Genomic DNA, 17,617 nt, shown 5'->3' on the forward strand with positions numbered 1-17,617 from the left:
GCGCTGGCCACCGTTGCCGAACGCCGCATGCCAGCGAACCTCTTTGCCGCGGACGAACACATTCCCGGACCACCAGTGGTGGCCGAACTCCTCGCCGTCCGCAGCGCAAGGAGAAAGCAGCGTCTGAACCCAGGCCTGTGGAACAACTTGCCGGCCCTCCCACTCGCCCCCTTGGAGCATGAGTCGGCCGAGCCGCGCGAGGTCACGCGGGCGCAACCGCAGTCCCGTGAATGCCCGTGTGCGGCCACGCAGGTCACCTACCCATTCCCATTCCGTGATGCCAAGCGGCCTGAACAGCCATTGACCTGCATAGGCTTTCAAACTTGAGCCGGTTTGCTCCTCCAGCAGCTGTCCCAGGACCGTGGAAAGTCCGCCGTTGTAGTTGAACAGCGCTCCAGGAGGCGCTGCGAGCGGCCTCTCGAACACGTAGCGGGCGCGGTCACCCCGCCAGAGAAGACCCTTCTCATCGTTCGTCCAGCGGCCGTAGCCGCCGGCCTCATCCCACGCCAGGCCACTGCGCATGCAAAGCATGTCTGCCACAGTGATGCGCTCGCGCCCGCCACTGCGCAGATCGTTCAGACCAGGCAATAGGTCAAGGACGGGAGTGGTGAGCGGAGGAGCGACGCGACCGCTCTCGGTAATGCCCCAGAGCATCGCCACCACTGATTTAGTGATGGAACGGACATCATGGAGTTGGTCCTTGTCGAACTTGGTCCGGCTTGCCCAGACGGCGTAGGTAGACCGGTCCGGTCCGGCTCGATAGGCATCGACGACCAGCTTGCCGTGACGCTCGACCACGAGGCCGTGCCGATTGCGCGGGCTTCCAACGAACGTCCGCATCGCATCACAAAGCAGGTCGGGGTTGAATCCGCCATGAAGCGGATTTTGCTCAATACTCCAACCGTCTTGGCCTAATAGTGGCGTGCCGCAGGATTCGGTCGCAGCCGCGGCCGATCCTGCAGAAGCGCAGCAGACGCCGAAGAACATGGCGAGGACGATCCGTCTCATGCGCAAGTCTCTCTACTCCATCTAGGGGCCGCGCGAGTCCGCCGAAATTGTCTACTGTCTAGCCAGGGCGCGGGGGTTGCCAAGTTTGAACGTCTGCTTCTGGCCGAGGCTGTGTGAAAACTCGTGACCAGCGTGTTTTCGGGGGTACTGAAACTCTTCCTTTCCCTTCGATCGTCGATCCTGGCTCGATCTGAGAGGTCAACTTCCGAGATGACCAGCAGCACAGCGCGTTTTCACACAGCCTCGGCCGAGTGCCGTCACCACTGACCAGAGGCCGGTGGTTTGAGGCGTGTCTTCAGAAAGTCAAAATACTTTGGGCGTTCGCGCGAGAAGATTTCTTTTCCCTCAAGCATGTATGCCCTCGCAAGATGCTCTGCTGCCTTGTCGATGTTGTCGCGCTCAAGCTCGCATTGACCGAGCCGTAACTGTACAAATGGGTTCATCGCGCCGCCGGGGCAGTGCAACGCAAACTGAAGCGCCTCAACGCCGGAACTGTAGAACCCACCCAGGAACGCAGCATCGCCGATGGCAGCGAGCACCCACGTGCTTGCCTCCCACTCTGTTTGTGGTTCCGGCACGAGCTTCCAAGCCTCGTTGTAAGTCGCGATCGCCTGTTCATGAAGCCCGCGATCTGCGAGTCCATCGCCATCGGCGCAACGGCGCTTTATCTGCTCGTGGAGGTCAGCGGGTAGTTCTGTCATGAATTTGCAAGGTCGGGGTGAACGCTCGGTTCTGGCCGCTTACAGCCGGTCAGCCGGCTAGGTTCTCGCCAGTCGCATCGCGAAGCCATTGGTCAAACCATTCGATTGGCATGCGCACCTGCTCAAACGAACCAGTGCGAAGCGCTGGGTGGCGCCGCTCTCGAGCAGCGTCCAAATGGTGGTTTGCAGATGTGGCTTCAAGACGTTCACTCCGTTGTTCCCCTCGCTCAGAGGGGGTGGAAAGTAACGTCCTGCCTGTCCCGAGGCGCGCGCCTTGGCCGGTGGGGACCTTGAGATCACTCCCATTCGATCATCAACAGGTCTCGCAAGCCCGCGTGGTTAAAGGGATTTGCGATGATCGTCGTAAGTTTTACCGTCGGCATTTACCGTCAAAAAAGCTCGCTTAATGCTGGCGCGGGTTATGGAGCGATTTGCGCGGCGTCGACACTTTCGGCCTTATCGTCGATCAGATTGCATCTTAGCGCGCTCGAACTTGCCCTGGAACGCCCTGCTCTTCGCCTGCTTACGGTGGCATCCCACCGAGTGTTCTGGCCGCCTGCTCAAGCCCGCCCAGGATGGCATCGCGGACACGCGGTGAGAAGTCCTGTGGCAATTCGGCTTGCACTTCGGCAATGGCCGCTGGCGTACGAGCCAGGAGTTCTTCGATGATCGGCTCGACGGTCGATGCGTAGCCAACTTTCTGCGCGGTGCTGTTGAAGTGTCTGCGCTGGATCCCGTGCACCTCGTAGTGCCGGTTCTTGCCGAGCAAGGCCATCGCCAACTTGATTTCATACGGCGACCACTGGTTGGGGCCATCGCCCAACACCGGGTAGACCGACATCACGTCATACAGCGGGGTCAACTGAAAACGGCCGCGTGGCAGAAGCTGAATGCTGAAGTTCTTGGCATGGCCGTCGGGCGCTCGCAGCAACCAGAACAGCACCTGCGCCGCCATCAGCGCCTTCATGTCGGCCTCGGCATTCACCGATTGCCGCAGCGTGCCGAACAGGGCCTTGAGCCCTGGACCACCCTCGTTCTCGTACTTGAGTAATGGCGAGCAGCCCTCGACCTGGCAAAAGTCTTCCTGCGGCAGACGCATGAGCCACTGCCCATTGGGTGCGGCTCGCCGGTCGAAACGCTCCACCACCAGCACACGCTGTCGGCCGAAGGTCGCGATGCGGGCGTCAGCCACGGGCAATCCGTAGGCCTTCAGCAGCCGCAAGCACAGCCATTCGTTGTCGACGGACGTGCTGAAGTCCGCCCGCCGCCCCCCCATCAGGCCGAGCGGAAGCTTGAAGATGTGGCTCGTCGGCGTGGCGCCACGCGGCGCCAGCCATTGCCCATCCCACCACAGGAAGGCCGTCTTCTCCTGTGCACCGGCCAGTGAGATGCGGAAGTCAGCATCAGGGTTTCGACCCGCAGCGAAGGCCTGCGGCGAAACGGTCTCGATCAGGTGCCGCTCGATATCCTCTTCAGATAGGGGCACGCCCTCGATGCGATCAAAGTCCGTGGGCACCTCCTCCTCATCCAGGATCTGGACGGCACCCACGCAATCGCGTCCGATGGCCTTCAGCAAGTCGAACGGCTCTGTCGAACCCGTCCTGAAGCGCTCGGCCACGCGGCGACGGATCGCGTCGCTGTCCGGCAGCAGGTTGTCGAAGTAGTTGGCGACCTTCTCGCCCTTGACAGGCAGGTTCTGCAGATTGAACGGCAGCGACAAGGACAGCGGTCGGCCCATATCGACAGCAAGCCAATCCGCGTCGTACTGCAGCTCCATCTCTCCGCGAGCAGGGATCGTCCATCGGCCGACGCGAACACCATTGGTCCAGATGGACAGGCTGCGGCTGTGTGATCGACGTCCCATGTCACCAATCCGTGGTCGCCGTCGACACCGCCGCCTTGCCCCGCGCCCCCAAGGCCAACTCCAGGCCCAGCGCTGCGCACCATGCAAGGAGTTGCTCCACGCTCAGTTCGTGGGCGTTGAGTTCCAGATGAGAGACACGCGACTGGCTTAAGCCGATACGGGCAGCCAGTGCCGACTGTGTCAGCCCTTGCGCCTTGCGCGCAGCCTGCAGCATCGAGCCGAGTTGGCCTGTAGTGACCAGCGGATGTGACGTCGGCGGCATGGCGAGTACCCGGGATTCAGATAAGCGCAAGATAGCTGAAAAACAGATATTCGTCAAATACCTGAAATTCAACTACGCGGCTCTGGCTGCGCCCCAGCGCCCGCTGTCAAGCTTCATCTAAGCGGCTTAACGGCCAATTCGGACGCTTCATCTTCCGGCCTCCTGTGGACTCACCAATTTCTGCTTGGGTTTTACCTGCCGAAATTTCTGGCAACTGGAGCTAAATCCTGCAAGGGCGTAACAGGGCGTAATGCATGTTACAGCGGGGCATCACAGGGGATTCCATGGACGCCAGGTAGCCTGCAATGGCATTGCGTTAGCTAGTCGTTTATTGACAAATGACTAATTATTGCAACATACTTCAGGGATGGGCTTGGACTCCACGCTCGAACAAGCCGTCCTCGCGTTCGCCGGACGTCGGCCACTGCTGCGCGCGCGAGATCTGGCTGAGCAGGGCCTTCCGACCGTGGTGCTCAGCCGGCTTGTTGCAGCCGGCAAGCTTGAGCGCATCGCCCGCGGCGTCTACAGCCTGCCAGGGCGCCCGCTCAGCGAGCACCGGTCTCTGGCCGAGGTAGCCCTGCGCGTGCCGCGTGGCGTGGTGTGCCTGCTGTCGGCGCTACGCGTCCATGGCATCGGCACGCAAGCGCCCTTCGAGGTGTGGATGGCGATCCCCCATCACTCGCCCACACCCCGGCTGGACCAGCCTGCCCTGCGCGTGGTGCGCATGTCGGGCGCCGCTCTGACCGAGGGCATCGAGCCGGTCGAGATCGACGGCGTGAAAGTCCCAGTGTTCAACGCGGCCAAGACGGTGGCCGACTGTTTCAAGTACCGCAACAAGATCGGGCTGGACGTGGCGCTGGAAGCGCTGCGCGATGGCTGGACACAGCGCAAGCTGACCATGGATGCGCTCTGGCACTACGCCACGGTGGATCGCGTTGCCAATGTCATGCGGCCCTATCTGGAAAGCGTCACCGCATGAGCCGCAACCTGGCCGCTTCCATCCGCGCCCGCCTGAAGCAGCGCGCCGATGCCACGAAGCAGGACTTCAACCTGACGCTGACTCACTATGGGTTGGAGCGGCTCCTGTACCGTCTGTCGGTATCGCCGCATGCCGCCAACTACCTGCTGAAGGGCGCACTGCTGTTTTCGCTGTGGTACGACCAACCACATCGGCCGACGCGGGATGCGGACCTGCTGGGCTTCGGTCCAGACATCTCGACACTGCCGTGGCGGCCTTCCGCGAGATCTGCCAGATCGAGGTGGAGGATGGCATCGCATTCGATCCTGCCTCGGTCAACGGCTCGGTGATCCGCAAGGAGGCGGGCTACGGCGGTGTGCGGATCGACCTGCGGGCGAAGCTGGATGGTGCGCGCATCGCGCTGCAGGTGGACATCGGTTTTGGCGACGCGGTCACGCCGGCGCCGGAGGCGGTCAGCTACCCGGTGCTGCTCGAAGACCTGCCCGCCCCGCAACTGCGCTCCTATCCGAAATACACGGTGGTGGCCGAGAAGTTTCATGCGGTGTGCCTGCTCGGCATGGCCAATACCCGCATGAAGGACTACTTCGATCTCTGGGTACTGCTTGCCGAGGATGCCTTGGAAGCCGCCGAACTGCGCCGCGCAGTCGAGGCCACGTTTGATCGCCGGAAACTCGCGATGCCCAGCGCCCTCCCCTCGGGCTTGAGCGATGCATTCGTACAGGATGCTGAGAAGCAACGACAGTGGGCGGCCTTCCTGAAAAAGAACCGACTTGAGGCCCTGGACCTCGCCCAGGTCGTCGCGCTGTTGCGCGGCGAGTTCCAGAAACTCGGGGCCTTCTGAATTGCACTGCCTTCGCGAGTGCTGGTGGTGGAACGAACCTGTACGGGATTGCCGATGAAGACGTCCAGGGGGTGCCTGCTGCGGCGGCACTCAAGCACAGTCCCGCACCTGAGCGCAGATGGACGATCAGTAGCACCTCATACGATCGGCGCATGAGCACAGGAACAAGATTTGAACGAGCGCAATTGGTTGACATCGGCGTCAACTTCCACTCGGCGCAGTTGGTGTCGCTGACTGATCAATTGTTGATGCGTGCACGGGCGGCCAACGTGAGCCAGATCCTCGCGACAGGCACATCGGTGGCTTCCAGTCGTCTGGCCTTTGAGCTTGCAAGGGCCAACCCGGGCACCGTCTTCGCGACTGCGGGAGTGCACCCCCACGGCGCAAAGTCGTACGACCCAAGCACCTTCCGCGAGCTGACCGAACTCTGGGCATGCCTGGAGGTCGTGGCGGTTGGAGAGTGTGGTCTTGACTACAACCGCAACTTTTTCGACTCCCCAGGCGCAGCGCATGGCGTTCGAGCAGCAGCTATCAGCGGCAGTAGAGACTGGCAAGCCGCTTTTTCTTCATTGCCGCGACGCCTTCACCGATTTCCACGACATGCTTGCCCCTGTGATTGCCGACGGAGCGCGCGGCGTCGTGCACTGTTTCACCGGCAACCGCGTGGAAGCTGAAGCCTTTCTCGCGATGGGGCTCGACATCGGCATCACGGGCTGGGTCACAGATCTCCAACGCGGCCAAGCGCTGTCGGGCTTCGCGGCGCCCGACGCACCGTGTTCAATGCGTCATATCACCAGGGCCAGGGTGGAGCAGTTCGGGTGGCCATAAGTGGGGCACTTTGGGTGGCCGCCGGGGTCCAGGTGGAAGCCAATCAGCAGATCCGCCGGCTCGCGGCAGCGGCGGAGCAGATTGGCATAGCCCCGCGTTCCAGATTTGAGATCGAGCTCGACGTTCCAAATCGGCGCTACGAAATTGCCAGACCTTCAACATAGGCCCAAATCTGGGTGATGTAGGCGTCGTCCCCCGGCCAACCGTCGGAGGCCTTGAATGGGTAACCGACATGGCCCCGCAATGCGTCCACGAAAGGGGTTCGTCTCGCAGCGCTTTTTGGCGCCTCGGCCCATCAGGAAAGGCGCCGGACTTGCCATGACGCATGGGGTGATGCGAAAAAGGTGCAAAAAAGGTGCAAATTATGCTCTCAGCAACAATTCCCAACCCACAGCCATCTTTGGGTCTGCCCCGGGCATTCGATATCACCGAGCAGCTCCGCGAAGACGTGGACGGTCGCGCGATCCTCTCCCCGACCAGGTTCATCGAAATGATGGGGCTGGACGTGGGCACCTTCGCTCGATTGGCCCATGTTCACCGCAACACGGTCGCCCGGGCCCCTGGCGCGGCGAGCGTTCAGCAACACATCCGCCTAAACATCCGTGTTCTTGCCGCTGCGCTTGCGATCACGGGAGGAGATGTCCAGCGTGCCATTTTTTGGTACAAGAACGAGCCCCTGGCGCCGTTCGAGTACAAGACTGCAGAGACGCTGGTGGCGGAGGGCCGAAGTGATGATGTGGTTGGCCTCCTGGAGTCATATCAGGCCGGATTCACGGGATGATTCTGCGCCCCTTCCCTCTGGCGGCGCTGTATCGGGTGCACAGCCCAAAATGGGCGCATCTCCCCACGAGTGGCGCAGGCGCGGCGAGTCAGGGCGGTCGCCTGAACCGCAAGGGCGTTGATGCTTTGTACCTCTCACTCGAGACGGAGACAGCCTTGGCGGAGTACCAGCAAACCAGCCCCCTGCTACCGCCGGGCACGATCGCAAGCTATCAGGTGGAACTCTCCCAGATCGTCGACTTCTCCGGAGGCTATAACTCCAATTGGGATCCGCTCTGGGAAGTTCAGCTGTGACTGGAGACGCATGGTCTTCAACGACAAGATCGAGCCACCCACGTGGGTGCTTTCCGACATGGTTCAGGCTGCCGGCGCAAAAGGGATACTGTTCCCCTCCATGGCCCAACCGGGGGGATCCAACCTGGTCGTTTTCAATGGCATGTTGCAGCCCGGGGATCAGCTGGCAGTCCATGACCCGAAAGGTGAACTTCCAAAGGACCAGTCGTCCTGGAGGTGACCCATACGCGGCGATCGGCGGCGGCCGTCTTGAGACGACGCAGCCTCGACCTTGGGTCCAAGCGGTCTAAGAGAAAGCAGCCGTCGCCCGGGCCTGTTCCGCTGTATGGAGATTGGGACGGCCAGTACCGCCAAGAAGAACAGACGCGCCATCAGGCCTTGCCATTGCCCGCTCGAACAGCGCGAGCTTGAATTGCCGCTCGAGCTGCCGGCTGGACCACTTCTGCTGAGCGACGATCTCCAGATAGAACTCGCGCTCCTCGGGCCGCTTGCTCTGGCCAAGGATGATGAGATGGTGCGTCCAGGGGATTTGTCTCAGCAGTGCCGAGACTTTCTCGCCCGCCCCGACATAGGCCTCGTAGAGACCACAGGTGTCAGGAGAGTTTTGTCCCCGCAGGAGAAATACGCTCGGCTACGTCAGACCTCGCATCCGCCCCGCCAGCGTCAATTAGAGTCGGCGAATGTTCCTCCGCCGATGCGATCTCCTCCCCCTTTCGCTCGTTGTCAGCGCTCTCACCTTCGGGTTCGCCGTGGCCGCCCATGCACAGCTGGCGCCTTCGGGCGATGGCGAAACGCTCCCGGCCGTCACCGTGAATGCCAGAGGCCGTTCGGAAGCCGCCCAGCAAGTGCCGATCCCCCTGACCTCGATCGATGGCGAGGCCCTGGAGACGCAGCAAAGCTGGCGGCTCGAAGACCTGCAGCAATGGTTGCCGAGTACCAGCATCACTTTCGGCGATCCGCGGCAATCGGCCATCGCGGTGCGCGGCGTTGGAAGAAATCCATCGAACGACGGGCTCGAGGGCAGCACGGGCATCTACCTCGACAACGTCTACCTGGGCCGCGCCGGCATGGCGACATTCGACCTGCTCGACATCGAGCGCGTGGACCTGCTGCGCGGGCCGCAAGGGACGCTATTCGGCAAGAACACGACCGCTGGCGTGCTGGCGTTGCACACGCGGCCGCCGAGCCGCGAGACCGAGCGCAGCCTGCAACTCTCGATCGGACAGCGCGGCCTTGCGCAGGGGCAAGCCATCTTCTCGGGCGCCTTGTCGGAAGAGACGGCGGGCCGGCTGCTGGTGTACGGCACCCATGAACGCGGCAACATCGAGAACTTCTACGACGGCGGCAGCGTCAACGGGGGCAATCGATCCGGCATTCGCGGCCAGTGGCTGCTGCGCCGTGGCGACGCCTTCAGCCTGCGCCTGATCGCAGATGCGCACCGCGAGCGCTCCACGTACGGCACCCGCGTCATCTACTCGCTGGGAAGCGGACCGGCGGCAGCCCGCGCACGGGCCGGCGGCGCCACCGGCATCGTCACCGACCCGCGGCGCTATGCGGTCAACACCGACGGCGTAGAGCGGGTCGATCTCGACCAGGGTGGCGTGTCGGCCGAAGCGAGCTGGAAGCTCGGGTCCGGCGCCACCGTCACGTCCATCACCGCCGGCCGCTCATGGAAGTTCGTGCCGACGACCAATGACAACCTCAATATCCCCGTGCTGATCGACGGCGGCTCCCGCGTGCGCCAGCAGCAGTTCTCGCAGGAGCTGCGCTACGCCGGGCCCACCGGCGGTGTGGTCGACTATGTGGTGGGCGCGTTCTACATGCGCCAGCGCATGCGCAACGAGATATTCACCGTGTTCGGTCCGCGGGCGGACATCGTTCTGCAGGGAACGTCCTTGCCGGTGCTCGCCAACGCGAGCACCGTGAGCTTCGGCGCGCTCGACACGGAGAGCTTCGCGCTCTTCTCCCAGGCCACGTGGCACGCCACGTCCAGGCTCGACCTCACGGCCGGCCTGCGCATCACGCAGGAGCGAAAGGACGGGCGCACCCATCGCGGCGACTCGACCGGTGGTGCCGCTGCCACCGCATTCCTGCGCAATCGTCCGATCGTGCTTGGTGCCTATGACACAGGTCCGCTGGCCATCCGAAAAACCAGCCCGTCGGCGCTCCTGGGTGCGAGCTACCGGCTGGATGAGGACACGATCGGCTACGCGAGCTTTTCGCACGGCGAGCGGTCGGGTGGGATCAATCTGGCGGGGCCGGGGGCTGCTCCCGGCCCGCTCGGCGCCTCGTCGCTGATCATCGGACCCGAACGTGTCGACAGCCTCGACGTCGGCGTCAAGAGCAGCTTGTGGGATGACCGGCTGACACTCAACCTGAACGCCTTCCTGGCGGGCGTCCGCGGCTACCAGACGTCGATGTTCGTGCCCGCCGGCGCAGGCGCGGGCAACTACGTCGAGATCCTCACGAATGCGGGCGATCTCCGTAGCCGGGGACTGGAGCTGGATGCCACTGCGCGACCGGCGCGCGGGCTGACCGTGTGGGCCAACGCCGCCTTCAACGATGCACGCTATCGACGCTATGAGGACGCGCCTTGTCCGTCAGAACGCGCGTTCGTACCGCAGGGGCGCTGCAGCCTGACCGGACGGCAGGTTGCCGGGACGCCGCGTTGGACATTCAACGTGGGCGCCGAATACCGCAGGTCCGTGAGCCCCACCACCCAGCACTTCGTTTCAGCGGCGTACGCGTGGCGGTCCGCACAGGACGGCACGCTCGACGGCTCGATCCACTCGCGCATCGCAGCCTATGGGCTGCTGAATATCGCCACCGGCTGGAAGGTGGCACGGGGCAATGAAACCTGGAGCATTTCGCTCTGGTTGCGCAACGCGCTCAACAAGAAGTACTTCCCGACCGTGGCTTCCACCGCCAACGGGGCCTACGTGGCATCGGTCGGAACGCCGCGCACTCTGGGACTGACAGTTCGGCTGGACTACTGACCGTTCTTGGCGTGGGCAGCGCGGCAGCCGCGTGGCGGCCAGCTCAAGCCGCCGCAGACGCGTGCGAGCTCGTCGGCACGAGACGGGGGACAAGATGAAAGCACTGTGCACTGGCCTGGAGATGCCGTGCACCATGTGAACCTGGCGTTCCTCCGTAGCCGCCAACTGCGAAGCGTTCAAAAAATCGCCATTTCCGGCCCCTGCCCCGTTACCGTGCATGCCTCACCAGTTCAGCCGGATGAACTTGCTATCTTGATAAGAAGAGTTATCCGGAATCGTCGGCCATGAAGTACCCGCACAAGTGAGCAAGGCGGGCCCATTGTGGCAATTGCACCCGGTGGTCTGCCAGGCCTGAATTGGCTTGAGCGCATGACGCTCTACTAGGATTGAGCAACATGCGACCATGGCTGCTTCCACTCGCGCATGTGTGCCTAGGACCGGGCCTCGCTAGTTATGCTCGCGAAGATAGAGTCTCAGACCATCCACGTCCAATACGTCGACGCTGCTGTAGCGGACGTTCGGAAGACCTGCATCTTCGATTCGTGTAGAGCGATCTGGCGCGAAATACCAGCCAGATGGACCGATCTCCTTTTGTGATAACCGCAACACGGAATTGATCCGGAAGCGAGGTCACTTCCGTGGGGATTCGCTTCGATCGGATAGCGCCAGCCGGCAAGTGCCGAATATGGCGCTAATACAGAAAGCAGAGTGGGCCTCGCCCGCTCTGAAGCTTGATGCCCTGCCAACGATCTACTGAGCAAGACCTGACCAAGTTCCTGGGACCTCTCCAAAAACAAGCCAGTCGGCGTCAGGTTTAACCTGATTCAGGCCTGGCTTGCTCCAATCACAAACGCCGGAGGGGAAGATTGCGTTGAGGCGATCCAACTCCACCGGTGTGAAGCTCACGCGGTACTCAGCCGCGTTAACTGGCTTCAGCTGACACTTGAGGATGTCGCCAGTGCGTGGACCACCGGCCGCCAGACGGACGTCTCCATTGACCGGGTAGAGTTGTGCGCACGTCGTCTGGCGGCCGAGAGCTCCTGCAGTTGTCCACGGTTCATTGATGCGCCGTCCGTTCGTGTCCCAGCATGCATCTGTGGCCGAGTCGGGGCGGTTGGCGATAACCTTCTTCGCGTAGGGCGTGGGCGATTTGTCAGCTGCGATTTTCTCCAGCCACTCATTCATCGTCGTCACACCCAGTCGGATCAGATTCGGGTTGTTGGCAGTCCCGGTTCCGGGAATCACCCAAACAGCCATGTTGTCACGTGTGCCATTTGCCTTGATCAGCCGCTCCATCGTTGCAAAGGTACGGTGGAACGAGTGAACGTCGGCTTTGTCGTCAATATAGGAACGATAGTTGATGATAGGCAGGGTCAAGTTGGACGAACTGTTCATGCGACCTGTGCGATAGGCATTTTCGATGGCTGTCAGGTTGCCAGAGGAGCGTGTCGCTACATACTTGCCGTCGATGTCGAGACCACCGACCTTCTCGTTCAAGTCAAGGAACTCTTCCGTCGTGATCTGACCTGCATTCAGCGCTTGAAGACCATACTGGATCCCAACGTTGTCAAATCCGTTACGCGCAAAGCCCGTTGCCGGGTCGGTACCGAACGAATTGATGTTCGACGTCCATATGTCACCACGCAGTCCAGTTGGGTTTGTAGTCGCGTTGTATCGAATGGATGCAGGAACAACGGCGCTAAAACCTTTCGCCGGATCTTGCCATTGGGTCGAGTAAGTCAACCACGTCGTGCATGCAGTCTGCATCGCAGTCTTGCCGTGTCCGTCTACCGCCGCGCGCTTACTCACATCCCAGGTTGCCGTCGTTTTTGTCGTGTAGTAATTCTGGAGTAACGCGCAATCCACGACGTCTCCCAGAATTGAGAAATTGTCGGGGAAGCTCCGGTCGGGAATGATGCCGTCGAAGATTCCCGGATAGTTCTGAGCGATCAGGTGCAACTGCATCGATGCGCCTGATGGGCCAAGGCCGATGGTGAACTTCGGCAGACCGTAAGTCTCAATGAAGTGCTCCTTCATCATGGCTGCCGACTCGGCGGAAACTACGTCGTTCTGGCCGGTACCGAAGGTGAAACGAGTGGCGATAGCGACGGCGAAGCCCAGAGCCAGCGGATCATCCTTGTTGCTAATGATGCTGTCGCTCAGACGCCAAGGCGCAGACACATCATTTGATCCAGAGCGGTAGGCGGGGGCCGCCCCGCCCGTGAAGTGCATGTACAGCTTCCCGTTCCAACCTGGTCCAGGCTTCTTGCCTTCCCTAGCCCAGGGCTTTGACGTGGGATTGGTTGGATCATCGAGGATCGCGATCCGATAGATCGACTCATTGATCGTGCCGGATTCAACCCGCACGATGTAGTCAACAGTGCGATTGTCAATGGTCGCGGTTTGGGCAAGGTCCGCCGGAAACGGTCGCGCCAAACTCGGAAGCGGCACAAAGATGCCCGAGGTATTCTTGTAGTACCAGTCGTAGCGTGGCTCCACCTGGCACGGTCCTGTTGCGGGTGGAGCTCCCAGCCCCGACGCTTGCGTTTCACAGATCCAAGGACGCTGATGGGGGCCGCTGAAGATTGGCCCAGCGCTCGGCGAATTCTTGACCTTCACGGACGCAACCAATGCCCCCGTTGGAATGTACCGGGCCTGGAGTTCATTCTGGCCATCCTTGAGTCCCGTGATGAGGCCTCGCAGCGTCCCAGTTTCAGAGATTTGAAGATCGGCGTTCGGCACGGCAGTTCCGTTGCTAGTCACAGCGACTTGCGATGCGCCAATCCCTTCAGGAAGCGAAATATCAACTACGGCATTCCCGCCAGTGACCATCTCCGATTTCGAAGAAAGCACCTGAATACTTGAAGCCGTAAAGATCGGTTGGGCGTCGGAACTTGGAGGGGGTATGGTGACCAGTGGCGAACTGCCCCCGCCACCACCACCACAACCGGCAAGTGCCATGAGGACACACGAAGCCCCGGCGGCTAGTCTGGCGAAGGATCGATTGAACATGGTGTCTCCTTAGAGCTGTGTTTTCACCGCTGCGGAGGCATGCGCATGCCGCCCGCCAATCGGGGCTCAATGCCCCTTAGGCAGTCTAGGGAGGGGAAGCAATCAAGACTGTCTATGAGATAACAATGCTCGCCGTGAACCCGCAGGGGATTTCCCTAGATGCGGGGACGTGCCTGCAAAGTAGTAGATGCCGTCTCGACCGCGGATGCAACGCTCGTGTCTAGCCGTCAGCAGCCGCAACCAGAACGCAGGAGACGCTTGGAACTGATCCGCCTCGTCTGTTCGTCCACATTGGTCAGCGCCACTCGCCGTCCTCAGGACCCTCATAGTTGCGCAGGCGCTCAACAGAGCTGACGGTGATACCTCCATACTCGACGCGTAGAAGACCTTCGACCTCGAGCTGCTTGAGCGCTGCGCTAATGCTCTGCCGAGACAAGCCGACCAGTTCGCCGAGCTCAGTCTGCGACAGGCGCAAGTGCGGGTCCATGTTCGGATAAAGCACTGGGTTGTAGAGCGTCGCAATCGACCTTGCGGTCCGTGCGACGACGTCACTTGCACGCCCCGCCTCCATCATGGTGATGTATTGACCGAGCCGCTCGTTCAGGTGTGCAATGAGAGTGTGATTGAACTCAATGCTATGAGCGTGTAGCCATTCGAACGTCTGCATCGGGATGTGGACGACGGTGCTGCATCGAACTGCCACTATGTCATAGAGGCGCAGTTCGCGCTTCAGGACCGTACCTTCCCCAATCCAGCCTCCGCTGGGGATGCCGGTGAACATCACTATCTTTCCGGATCGGCTGACAGCAGCAATTTTCAGGAGACCGTCTGCGACACCGATCCAGGAGCTGGATAGCGCACCTCTGCGGGCCACCGTTTGCCCCGACTGGTAGGAAGCTAAGAATGCATCTGAATAGAGGCGATCGCGGGCAGATCCAGCAAGCGACTTCACCCAAGGGGTTCGGTCCAACACGTCCGCCACTCGCAGCTCGGTATGCGGTAAGACCATCTTCCTTACCCCGGGAATTGCTATGTTGCCGGCAAGGGTGCGTGCTTACCAAGAAATGACAGCACTTTCGCATTGAACTCCTCTGGCTTTTCGAAGTACGCGGAATGGCCCGCGTCTTCCACAATCACCATCTCGGCATTGGGAAGCAGGTCAAGCATCTCTTCTGCCACGCTGACAGGAACGATCGGATCTTCTCGCCCCACGACAACAAGGGTGCTCGTCATGACCTTCCGAAGTTCTGACAAGCGGAGAAGCATCTCAGGTGCGAGGAGCGTAGCGAGGGCATTCCCCCAGTCATGCGCATCAATGTCCCGCGCACTAGGGTTGAAGTGGTTGATCTGCGCATACAGGACCGCTTTCTCGGGGCAGTGGGCCAAGAACCATCGACCCAGCGACCTTTGCTCGATGGACACGGCCCTCTGAGTGAGGCGACGTTCTGCGAGGATTCGGTTGATCTGCGGATGATCGACACCCAAGGTCGAGTCGCAAGCGCAGAGAGCCCAAACGCGCTCAGGATGCTCCAGGCACAGGCGGAGGCCAACCATGCCACCCAATGATTGGCCGACGATCGCAAATCGATCGATGTCCAGTGGAGCAAGCACTGCCAGGACATCGCTCATGAGTTGGTCCATCCCAAACTCATCAAGTGGGGCGACGGATCGCCCAAAACAGCGAAGGTCGATCGTGATGCAGGTGAAAGCCTTGCTGAAGCTCGGAAGCTGCTGCCACCAGGTCGCGCCGTTGGAACCAGCCCCATGAAGAAAGACCACCGCAGGACCGGAACCGCAGAGTTCGAAGTAGATTTTTCTTCCGTTTGAGTTCGCGTACGCCATATCTTGAAAAAATCAGTTGGCGCGAAGGCCCAAGCTCCGAACCAGCGCGCTCCAGCGGTTCAGGTCTTTCACCACCAAGTCGCCATACTGCTTCGGCGTGGTCCTAAGAGGCGTGAGACCTTCGGCGTCGAGTTGTTGCAGCAGCGCTTTGTCGTTCAGCGCCTCGTTCAACGCGGCGTTCAGCTTGTCGACCACCGCCACAGGAGTGCCTTTGGGTGCGGAAAGGCCAACCCACGAGCTCACGGTCAGGTCGGGATACCCAAGCTCGGCGAAGGTGGGGACATCCATCCAAGCAGGGCTTCTCCGAGCACTCGATACAGCGATCACGCGGAGCTTTCCGGATCGAACACTGGCCTGGGCGGCATTGGGAGGAATGATCATCACCGCCACGACGCCGGCGAGCACGTCTTGTAGAGCGGGCGCGCCTCCTTTGTATGGAACATGCGTCAACTGCACCTTGGCCGCCCGCTGCAACAGTTCCATCAGCAGATGGCCAGTGCTGCCTGCGCCCGAGCTGGCGTAGTCGACCGTGCCAGGTGCCGTCTTCGCCTTGGCGAGCAGATCCGACAGACTTGCGATGCCGGAATCGGAGCGGACGATGAGCCACTGCGCCCCTTCGCCAATGGCTCCCACTGGCTCAAAGTCCTTCGCAATATCGAACGGAACCTTGTCGTACATCCCATGCGCAATCGTGTTCAGCATTCCGGTCATGGTCAACGTGTAGCCATCAGGCGCTGCAGAAGCTCCGAATTGCGTTCCGACGATGTTTCCGGCACTCGGGCGGTTGTCTATGACCAGCGGTTGACCCAGCGATGTGGCCATCTTCTGCGCCAACGGGCGCATGATCCTGTCGTATGGGCCGCCCGCTGGCGCTGGCACGACAACTTTGATGGGGTGGGTTGGCCACGCGGTGGTTTGCGCGGTCGCTACGATGCTGCTCAAGCAAGCGATGGCCACGAGTAGCCTCAACATTTTCTCGTCTCCTTTTTATGACCTGCCGTTCTGCGAACTCGAATCTTCCATGTACCGGCTCCTCGATCCCAATTAAATTCTGGCCCTGGCCATCAGCGTTACTAATACCATGGCATTGAACGCTCTCAGCTTGCTCAATCGCTTGCTCACGCGCGGCAAGTTCCGCCAATTGCAGATCGTCCTGAGAGTGGCGGAGCTCGGCAGCATCCAGCGAACAGCAAATGCGATCGGGATCACCCAGTCCGGGGTGACTCAAGCCCTGGCTCATCTGGAGCAGATGCTCGAAGTGAAGCTGTTCGAGCGCCATGCAAGGGGAATGCGACCTACCGCAGCGTGCATTGACCTGCTGCCGGTCGCGCGCCAGCTGATGCTCGGAATCGCGCGAGGCGCTGAGATCGTGGCTGCTCGCCAACAACGCAGCACGGGGTTCGTTCGGCTGCTCGCTTCTTCTTCTGCCATTCATGGACTGCTCGTCCGCGTTCTGCCTCGATTCGCCGAAGCAGAGCCCTCTATCCGCGTGCAACTCGATGAGGCCGAAGGGGAGGATCAGCTGCTCGCTGTCGCGAGAAGCGAAGTCGACCTGGCAGTGTGCAGGCGGCCGGCCGTGTCACCGGAGGGCTGGGCCTTCTACCCGTTGCTTCCAGATCGCTTTGTGGTGGTGGCCCGCTACGCTCATCCGCTTGCGCGCGTGACTTCGGTCAAGGTCGCAGACTTGTCCGACTGGGAGTGGTTGCTCTTGCCGGCCGGCGCGGCGGCAAGGGAGCACTTCGAACAGATCGCTGCGCGGTTCAAGGCGGAACCGACGGGCTTTCCGGTCACCACGCGCGCGCTGCCAATGCTGTTCTGGCTATTGCAAGAGAGGGATCTCCTGGCGCTGCTTCCACTTTCGCTGGTCGCACCGCTGCTTGCGAGTGGACAACTTTGTCAGGTGAATGCGAACGTCGACCTCGGCATCGAGCCACTCGGGATTCTGGCACCACTGCAATTCGGAGAAGCTGCGCGAAGACTTTTCGATTTCCTGCAGGATTCGACGTCGACGATGTGAATTGCCCGCCCCAACGAGCTCCCGCGCCGAGTTCTTCGCTTCCTCCCAGGGCGTATCCAGCACCTGTCCTCACGCCCCCATGCCGAGATTGGCGCACCCCGAGGGCAGGCATCGCTCCCGCTGGCTGGTTGCGGCGGCGGTTCTTCCAAGTTCTGCGGCGCCTGCACCTTGAGTGCAGTTTGTCGACCCTGCC

The 17,617-nt window shown here is 61.3% G+C and carries 17 protein-coding genes and 2 pseudogenes; 10 read left to right on the forward strand and 9 right to left on the reverse strand.

The features are described 5' to 3' along the window. The 4 genes from EJO66_RS31270 to EJO66_RS31285 form a co-directional block, all read right to left on the reverse strand. A partial coding sequence (locus EJO66_RS31270) for a serine hydrolase domain-containing protein (RefSeq protein ID WP_164547961.1) occupies positions 1–1,008 on the reverse strand: 1,008 nt, incomplete at its 3' end. A gap of 257 nt (positions 1,009–1,265) precedes the next feature. Next, the gene (locus EJO66_RS31275; protein WP_125967124.1) at positions 1,266–1,709 is read right to left on the reverse strand and encodes a tetratricopeptide repeat protein; all 444 of its coding nucleotides are present in this window, start codon (positions 1,707–1,709) and stop codon (positions 1,266–1,268) included. A 523-nt stretch (positions 1,710–2,232) separates the two neighbouring features. After that, positions 2,233–3,573 (reverse strand): type II toxin-antitoxin system HipA family toxin, encoded by a 1,341-nt coding sequence (locus tag EJO66_RS31280; protein WP_124962058.1) that lies wholly within the window; start codon positions 3,571–3,573, stop codon positions 2,233–2,235. A 1-nt stretch (position 3,574) separates the two neighbouring features. Continuing rightward, entirely contained in the window at positions 3,575–3,835 is a 261-nt protein-coding gene (locus tag EJO66_RS31285; RefSeq protein ID WP_164547962.1) for a helix-turn-helix domain-containing protein, read from the reverse strand. 373 nt (positions 3,836–4,208) lie between these two features. On the opposite strand from EJO66_RS31285, the gene EJO66_RS31290 reads away from it, so the two are divergent. The 7 genes and pseudogenes from EJO66_RS31290 (at position 4,209) to EJO66_RS33340 (ending at position 7,777) form a co-directional block, all read left to right on the forward strand. Further along, positions 4,209–4,814, forward strand: coding sequence for a type IV toxin-antitoxin system AbiEi family antitoxin domain-containing protein (locus EJO66_RS31290; RefSeq protein ID WP_223262497.1), 606 nt, complete (start codon positions 4,209–4,211; stop codon positions 4,812–4,814). Further along, positions 4,811–5,655, forward strand: a pseudogene (locus EJO66_RS31295) (nucleotidyl transferase AbiEii/AbiGii toxin family protein). Before EJO66_RS31290 ends, EJO66_RS31295 begins: the two are co-directional and overlap by 4 nt. Before the next feature lie 152 nt (positions 5,656–5,807). Then, a pseudogene (locus tag EJO66_RS33420) lies at positions 5,808–6,125 on the forward strand (TatD family hydrolase); the annotation flags it as partial. Continuing rightward, entirely contained in the window at positions 6,118–6,483 is a 366-nt protein-coding gene (locus EJO66_RS33275; protein WP_262984537.1) for a TatD family hydrolase, read from the forward strand. The pseudogene EJO66_RS33420 and the gene EJO66_RS33275, both read left to right, overlap by 8 nt. 364 nt (positions 6,484–6,847) lie before the next feature. Beyond that, positions 6,848–7,264 (forward strand): DUF2384 domain-containing protein, encoded by a 417-nt coding sequence (locus EJO66_RS31310; protein WP_124962071.1) that lies wholly within the window; start codon positions 6,848–6,850, stop codon positions 7,262–7,264. Continuing rightward, positions 7,261–7,557 (forward strand): RES family NAD+ phosphorylase, encoded by a 297-nt coding sequence (locus tag EJO66_RS33335; RefSeq protein WP_317617021.1) that lies wholly within the window; start codon positions 7,261–7,263, stop codon positions 7,555–7,557. The genes EJO66_RS31310 and EJO66_RS33335 overlap by 4 nt, the downstream gene beginning before the upstream one ends. 10 nt (positions 7,558–7,567) lie before the next feature. Then, the gene (locus EJO66_RS33340; RefSeq protein WP_317617020.1) at positions 7,568–7,777 is read left to right on the forward strand and encodes an RES family NAD+ phosphorylase; all 210 of its coding nucleotides are present in this window, start codon (positions 7,568–7,570) and stop codon (positions 7,775–7,777) included. A 66-nt stretch (positions 7,778–7,843) separates the two neighbouring features. Here EJO66_RS33340 and EJO66_RS33425 read toward each other — a convergent pair whose 3' ends face one another. Next, positions 7,844–8,173 carry a DUF1016 N-terminal domain-containing protein gene (locus tag EJO66_RS33425; RefSeq protein WP_206168911.1) on the reverse strand — a complete coding sequence of 110 codons (330 nt, stop codon included), beginning with the start codon at positions 8,171–8,173 and terminating at the stop codon, positions 7,844–7,846. 64 nt (positions 8,174–8,237) lie between these two features. On the opposite strand from EJO66_RS33425, the gene EJO66_RS31325 reads away from it, so the two are divergent. Further along, the gene (locus EJO66_RS31325) at positions 8,238–10,553 is read left to right on the forward strand and encodes a TonB-dependent receptor (RefSeq protein ID WP_125967125.1); all 2,316 of its coding nucleotides are present in this window, start codon (positions 8,238–8,240) and stop codon (positions 10,551–10,553) included. Positions 10,554–11,303: 750 nt separating this feature from the next. Here the strand turns inward: EJO66_RS31325 and EJO66_RS31330 are convergent. The 4 genes from EJO66_RS31330 to EJO66_RS31345 all read right to left on the reverse strand — a co-directional run bounded on the left by EJO66_RS31330 (position 11,304) and on the right by EJO66_RS31345 (position 16,229). Then, positions 11,304–13,565 (reverse strand): DUF6351 family protein, encoded by a 2,262-nt coding sequence (locus EJO66_RS31330; RefSeq protein ID WP_125967126.1) that lies wholly within the window; start codon positions 13,563–13,565, stop codon positions 11,304–11,306. 295 nt (positions 13,566–13,860) lie between these two features. Further along, positions 13,861–14,574 carry a Crp/Fnr family transcriptional regulator gene (locus EJO66_RS31335; protein ID WP_125967127.1) on the reverse strand — a complete coding sequence of 238 codons (714 nt, stop codon included), beginning with the start codon at positions 14,572–14,574 and terminating at the stop codon, positions 13,861–13,863. A 20-nt stretch (positions 14,575–14,594) separates the two neighbouring features. Further along, positions 14,595–15,407 (reverse strand): alpha/beta fold hydrolase, encoded by an 813-nt coding sequence (locus EJO66_RS31340; RefSeq protein ID WP_124962049.1) that lies wholly within the window; start codon positions 15,405–15,407, stop codon positions 14,595–14,597. Between the two features lie 12 nt (positions 15,408–15,419). Then, a complete protein-coding gene (locus EJO66_RS31345; RefSeq protein WP_164547964.1) occupies positions 15,420–16,229 on the reverse strand; it encodes a Bug family tripartite tricarboxylate transporter substrate binding protein in 810 nt (269 codons plus the stop codon). Between EJO66_RS31345 and EJO66_RS32745 the strand changes: the two genes are divergently transcribed. Beyond that, positions 16,222–16,455: a hypothetical protein gene (locus EJO66_RS32745; protein ID WP_164547965.1), complete on the forward strand. Its 234-nt coding sequence runs from the start codon at positions 16,222–16,224 to the stop codon at positions 16,453–16,455. The two genes, EJO66_RS31345 and EJO66_RS32745, sit on opposite strands and share 8 nt — an antisense overlap. 33 nt (positions 16,456–16,488) lie before the next feature. Continuing rightward, positions 16,489–17,424, forward strand: coding sequence for a LysR family transcriptional regulator (locus EJO66_RS31350; RefSeq protein ID WP_125967129.1), 936 nt, complete (start codon positions 16,489–16,491; stop codon positions 17,422–17,424). Positions 17,425–17,617: the final 193 nt, after the last annotated feature.

The sequence above is a fragment of the Variovorax beijingensis genome (assembly GCF_003951285.1).
Classification (GTDB): Bacteria; Pseudomonadota; Gammaproteobacteria; order Burkholderiales; family Burkholderiaceae_C; genus Variovorax; species Variovorax beijingensis.